The following is a 6508-nucleotide window of genomic DNA, read 5'->3' as shown; positions in this document are numbered from 1 at the left end:
AAAGCCACGGCTAACTACGTGCCAGCAGCCGCGGTAATACGTAGGTGGCAAGCGTTATCCGGAATTATTGGGCGTAAAGGGAGCGCAGGCGTTTATCAAGTTTATGGTTAAAGTTCGGGGCTTAACCCCGTGATGCCATAGAACTGGTAGACTAGAGTGCAGGAGAGGTTAGTGGAATTCCATGTGTAGCGGTAAAATGCGTAGATATATGGAGGAACACCAGTGGCGAAGGCGGCTAACTGGCCTGTAACTGACGCTGAGGCTCGAAAGCGTGGGGAGCAAATAGGATTAGATACCCTAGTAGTCCACGCCGTAAACGATGGATACTAAGTGTTGGAGAAATTCAGTGCTGTAGTTAACGCAATAAGTATCCCGCCTGGGGAGTATGCGCGCAAGCGTAAAACTCAAAGGAATTGACGGGGGCCCGCACAAGCGGTGGAGTATGTGGTTTAATTCGAAGCAACGCGAAGAACCTTACCAGGTCTTGACATACCGCGCAAAAGCACAGAGATGTGTAATAGTTATGGCGGATACAGGTGGTGCATGGTTGTCGTCAGCTCGTGTCGTGAGATGTTGGGTTAAGTCCCGCAACGAGCGCAACCCTTGTCTTTAGTTACCAGCATTAAGTTGGGGACTCTAAAGAGACTGCCGGTGATAAACCGGAGGAAGGTGGGGATGACGTCAAATCATCATGCCCCTTATGATCTGGGCTACACACGTACTACAATGGCGTATACAGAGGGCAGCGAAGCAGCGATGCGGAGCGAATCTCAGAAAGTACGTCTCAGTTCGGATTGGAGTCTGCAACTCGACTCCATGAAGTCGGAATCGCTAGTAATCGCGGATCAGAATGCCGCGGTGAATACGTTCTCGGGCCTTGTACACACCGCCCGTCAAACCATGAGAGTTGGTAATACCCGAAGCCGGTGGCCTAACCTAGTTTACTAGGAGGGAGCCGTCGAAGGTAGGATCGATGATTGGGGTTAAGTCGTAACAAGGTATCCCTACCGGAAGGTGGGGATGGATCACCTCCTTTCTAAGGAGTAATTAGAAAGACGTGAAGTTGACACCTAAAGTTTCCTGTTTAGTTTTGAGAGTCCGTTGGAATCTCAAGAAAAATGATCTTTGAAAACTGAATAACAGAAAAGAAAAAGAGATAGACAAAGAAATAAATGTTATCAACATGATCTTTTCGAATAGTTGTATAAAACTAGATTTACATCAAGTTAAACAAAAACAGTAACTTAAGCAATTAAGTAAGCAATCAAAGCAAACACACAGCTTATCAAGCGATAAGCGTTAAAAAAACCTGATTTTAAGAATTAGGGCGCGAAATTACATGTGATTAAATATGTAAGGGCGTACGGTGGATGCCTAGGCACTAAGAGCTGATGAAGGACGCGACTAACAGCGAAATGCCTCGGGGAGTGGTACGTACACAACGATCCGGGGGTATCCGAATGGGGAAACCCAATACTGGTTATGCAGTATTACACATAAATGAATACATAGTTTATGATGAGGCAACCTTGCGAACTGAAACATCTTAGTAGCAAGAGGAAAAGAAAACAAAAGTGATTCCCTGAGTAGTGGCGAGCGAAACGGGAAAAGCCCAAACCATCTTCGTGATGGGGTAGTAGGACCACAACGTGGGATATCGAAGCTAGTCGAATGGCATTGAAAGGCCAGTCAAAGAAGGTGCAAACCCTGTAGACGAAAGCGTAAGATACTCTAGTGGTATCCTGAGTACGGCGAGGCACGAGAAACCTTGTCGGAATCAACCGGGACCACCCGGTAAGGCTAAATACTCCTTAGTGACCGATAGTGAACCAGTACCGTGAGGGAAAGGTGAAAAGAACCGCGGAAGCGGAGTGAAATAGATCCTGAAACCGTATGCTTACAAGAAGTCAGAGCCCGTTAATGGGTGATGGCGTGCCTTTTGTAGAATGAACCGGCGAGTTACTCATAATGTGCGAGGTTAAGTTGAAGAGACGGAGCCGAAGCGAAAGCGAGTCTTAATAGGGCGATATAGTACATTGTGGTAGACCCGAAACTGAGTGATCTAGCCATGACCAGGTTGAAGTTTGGGTGAAACCAAATGGAGGACCGAACCGACCATCGTTGAAAAGCTGGCGGATGAGTTGTGGCTAGCGGAGAAATTCCAATCGAACTCAGATATAGCTGGTTCTCCCCGAAATAGCTTTAGGGCTAGCGTCAATGTAAGGCCACTGGAGGTAGAGCACTGAATGTATGATGGCCCCATCTCGGGGTACTGAATATAATCAAACTCCGAATGCCAGTGGATAGTAGTTGGCAGTCAGACTATGGGTGATAAGGTCCGTAGTCGAAAGGGAAACAGCCCAGACCATCAGTTAAGGTCCCAAAATTCATGCTAAGTGGAAAAGGATGTGGGGATGCACAGACAACTAGGAGGTTGGCTCAGAAGCAGCCATCCTTTAAAGAGTGCGTAACAGCTCACTAGTCGAGTGACCCTGCGCCGAAAATGTACCGGGGCTAAGTATGATACCGAAACTATGGATTTATTGTTTCAATAAATGGTAGGGGAGCGTTCTATACTGCGTTGAAGCTGTACCGTAAGGAGCAGTGGAGTGTATAGAAGTGAGAATGCCGGTGTGAGTAGCGAGATGTCAGTGAGAATCTGACACACCGATTGCCTAAGGTTTCCAGGGGAAGGCTCGTCCTCCCTGGGTAAGTCGGGACCTAAGATGAGGCTGAAAAGCGTAGTCGATGGACAACAGGTTGATATTCCTGTACCCGATACATAAGTGAAGGAATGACAGAGAAGGCTAGGTTATGCCAGCGACTGGAAGTGCTGGTTTAAGCGAAGGAGCTGTATGGTAGGCAAATCCGCCATGCAAAGCAAAGGCGTTACGAGGAGTGAACCCGTGAGGAAGTAGCGAAGTAACTGATGCCAGCTCTCAAGAAAAGTTTCTAGCGTTAATTATGTATTGGCCCGTACCAAAACCGACACAGGTAGGCAAGGAGAGAATCCTAAGGTGAGCGAGAGAACTGTTGCCAAGGAACTCGGCAAAATGACCCCGTAACTTCGGGAGAAGGGGTGCTCGTAAGAGCCGCAGTGAAGAGGCCCAAGCGACTGTTTAACTAAAACACAGCTCTCTGCAAAGTCGCAAGACGAAGTATAGGGGGTGACACCTGCCCGGTGCTGGAAGGTTAAGGGAATATGTTAGAATTCGTTCGAAGCATTGAACTGAAGCCCCAGTGAACGGCGGCCGTAACTATAACGGTCCTAAGGTAGCGAAATTCCTTGTCGGGTAAGTTCCGACCCGCACGAAAGGTGTAACGATTTGGGCGCTGTCTCGGCAGCAGACTCGGTGAAATCTTAGTACCGGTAAAGATGCCGGTTACCCGCAACTAGACGGAAAGACCCCATGGAGCTTTACTGTAGCTTGATATTGAACTTTGAGCCTACATGTACAGGATAGGTGGGAGACTATGAAGCATGTACGCTAGTATATGTGGAGTCGCCATTGGGATACCACTCTTGTATGTTTGAAGTTCTAACCGCGTACCGTGATCCGGTACCGGGAGAGTGTCAGGTGGGCAGTTTGACTGGGGCGGTCGCCTCCTAAAGAGTAACGGAGGCGCCCAAAGGTACCCTCAGATTGGTTGGAAATCAATCGACGAGCGTAAAGGCAGAAGGGTGCTTGACTGCGAGACCTACAAGTCGAGCAGGGACGAAAGTCGGGCTTAGTGATCCGGCGGTTCCGAGTGGAAGGGCCGTCGCTTAACGGATAAAAGCTACCCTGGGGATAACAGGCTAATCTCGCCCAAGAGTTCACATCGACGGCGAGGTTTGGCACCTCGATGTCGGCTCATCGCATCCTGGAGCTGAATTAGGTTCCAAGGGTTGGGCTGTCCGCCCATTAAAGCGGTACGCGAGCTGGGTTCAGAACGTCGTGAGACAGTTCGGTCCCTATCTGTTGTGGGCGTAGGAAATTTGAGGAGCGCTGTCCCTAGTACGAGAGGACCGGGATGGACATACCGCTGGTGTACCAGTTGTTCTGCCAAGGGCATCGCTGGGTAGCTAAGTATGGACTGGATAAGCGCTGAAAGCATCTAAGCACGAAGCCAACTCCAAGATGAGATTTCCCATACGTAAGTAGTAAGACCCCTGAGAGACGATCAGGTTGATAGGTCAGAGGTGGAAGCATAGTGATATGTGGAGCTGACTGATACTAATAGGTCGAGGTTTTAATCACAAAAGATACAACGATTCGAAAAAGATCAAATTTCTGTTATTCAGTTTTGAGAGTTCATCTCTCTAATGCACTACGATCTGGTGATTTTAGCGAAGTGGTCACACCTGTTCCCATCTCGAACACAGAAGTTAAGCACTTTAGCGGCGACAATATCTAGCCACGCGCTAGTGAAGATAGTTCATCGCCAGGTAATTTGACACTCTATTTAGAGTGTCTTTTTTTATGTTTTCAAAGAAGCGCTTATACTGACCATCACGGTATAAAATGATGAAACACGATGTCGATCTAAAAAATCATAGAATAAAGTGGTAAGTCTAAATAGGTGCTGCATTGTGAGCTGGATCGGTATCAAGCTTATAAAACGCCAACTTTTGTGAGCGAAAAGGGAAAAAGAAACAAAAAACTATCCAAAAACCGCCTATAAAAAAGACAAAAAAACAGGTAAAACAGGCATATATGAACCATGAAAATCACGAATGAACTGAAAAGACCTAAAAAAAGAAGAAATGTCAAAATAAAGTGAAAATAGTGTTGACGGTGGCTAAAGAGGGTGGTATTATATACAAGCGCTAAGGGAAACCGAGTGCAGAAAATGGTCTTTGAAAACTAAACAGGAAACGTCAATTTCAAAAAGAAATACGGATAAATTAATAAACAAAACTCGTCAGAGTTAAAAAGAGAAAGAATCAAATGGAGAGTTTGATCCTGGCTCAGGATGAACGCTGGCGGCGTGCCTAATACATGCAAGTCGAACGAAGTGAAGAGGAGCTTGCTCCTTGGAACTTAGTGGCGAACGGGTGAGTAATACATAAGCAACCTGCCTCGATGCCTGGGATAACAGAGGGAAACTTCTGCTAATACCGGATACGTTAATCTAAGACATCTTAGATTAATTAAAGATGGGATACATCACAACGAGATGGGCTTATGGCGCATTAGTTAGTTGGTAAGGTAACGGCTTACCAAGACGATGATGCGTAGCCGACCTGAGAGGGTGACCGGCCACACTGGGACTGAGACACGGCCCAGACTCCTACGGGAGGCAGCAGTAGGGAATTTTCGGCAATGGGGGAAACCCTGACCGAGCAACGCCGCGTGAGTGAAGACGGCCTTCGGGTTGTAAAGCTCTGTTGTAAGGGAAGAACGATAGGAAGAGGGAATGCTTCTTATATGACGGTACCTTACCAGAAAGCCACGGCTAACTACGTGCCAGCAGCCGCGGTAATACGTAGGTGGCAAGCGTTATCCGGAATTATTGGGCGTAAAGGGAGCGCAGGCGGTTTATCAAGTTTATGGTTAAAGTTCGGGGCTTAACCCCGTGATGCCATAGAAACTGGTAGACTAGAGTGCAGGAGAGGTTAGTGGAATTCCATGTGTAGCGGTAAAATGCGTAGATATATGGAGGAACACCAGTGGCGAAGGCGGCTAACTGGCCTGTAACTGACGCTGAGGCTCGAAAGCGTGGGGAGCAAATAGGATTAGATACCCTAGTAGTCCACGCCGTAAACGATGGATACTAAGTGTTGGAGAAATTCAGTGCTGTAGTTAACGCAATAAGTATCCCGCCTGGGGAGTATGCGCGCAAGCGTAAAACTCAAAGGAATTGACGGGGGCCCGCACAAGCGGTGGAGTATGTGGTTTAATTCGAAGCAACGCGAAGAACCTTACCAGGTCTTGACATACCGCGCAAAAGCACAGAGATGTGTAATAGTTATGGCGGATACAGGTGGTGCATGGTTGTCGTCAGCTCGTGTCGTGAGATGTTGGGTTAAGTCCCGCAACGAGCGCAACCCTTGTCTTTAGTTACCAGCATTAAGTTGGGGACTCTAAAGAGACTGCCGGTGATAAACCGGAGGAAGGTGGGGATGACGTCAAATCATCATGCCCCTTATGATCTGGGCTACACACGTACTACAATGGCGTATACAGAGGGCAGCGAAGCAGCGATGCGGAGCGAATCTCAGAAAGTACGTCTCAGTTCGGATTGGAGTCTGCAACTCGACTCCATGAAGTCGGAATCGCTAGTAATCGCGGATCAGAATGCCGCGGTGAATACGTTCTCGGGCCTTGTACACACCGCCCGTCAAACCATGAGAGTTGGTAATACCCGAAGCCGGTGGCCTAACCTAGTTTACTAGGAGGGAGCCGTCGAAGGTAGGATCGATGATTGGGGTTAAGTCGTAACAAGGTATCCCTACCGGAAGGTGGGGATGGATCACCTCCTTTCTAAGGAGTAATTAGAAAGACGTGAAGTTGACACCTAAAGT

4 rRNA genes are annotated in these 6508 nt (G+C 47.8%); all 4 read left to right on the top strand.

Annotation, left to right across the window (positions count from 1 at the left end):
* A 16S ribosomal RNA gene (locus EL194_RS08620) occupies nucleotides 1-1036 on the top strand.
* Nucleotides 1037-1343: 307 nt separating this feature from the next.
* Nucleotides 1344-4241, top strand: a 23S ribosomal RNA gene (locus EL194_RS08535).
* A 76-nt stretch (nucleotides 4242-4317) separates the two neighbouring features.
* A 5S ribosomal RNA gene (gene rrf / locus EL194_RS08530) occupies nucleotides 4318-4431 on the top strand.
* Nucleotides 4432-4928: 497 nt separating this feature from the next.
* Nucleotides 4929-6467, top strand: a 16S ribosomal RNA gene (locus EL194_RS08525).
* The 16S, 23S and 5S rRNA genes sit together here, the layout of an rRNA operon.
* The last annotated feature ends 41 nt before the right edge of the window (nucleotides 6468-6508 follow it).

Source organism: Erysipelothrix rhusiopathiae (assembly GCF_900637845.1).
In the GTDB taxonomy this organism is placed as follows: Bacteria; Bacillota_I; Bacilli_A; order Erysipelotrichales; family Erysipelotrichaceae; genus Erysipelothrix; species Erysipelothrix rhusiopathiae.
The sequence above is the reverse complement of the archived record's forward strand: the minus strand, read 5'-3'. Positions and strand labels throughout refer to the sequence as shown.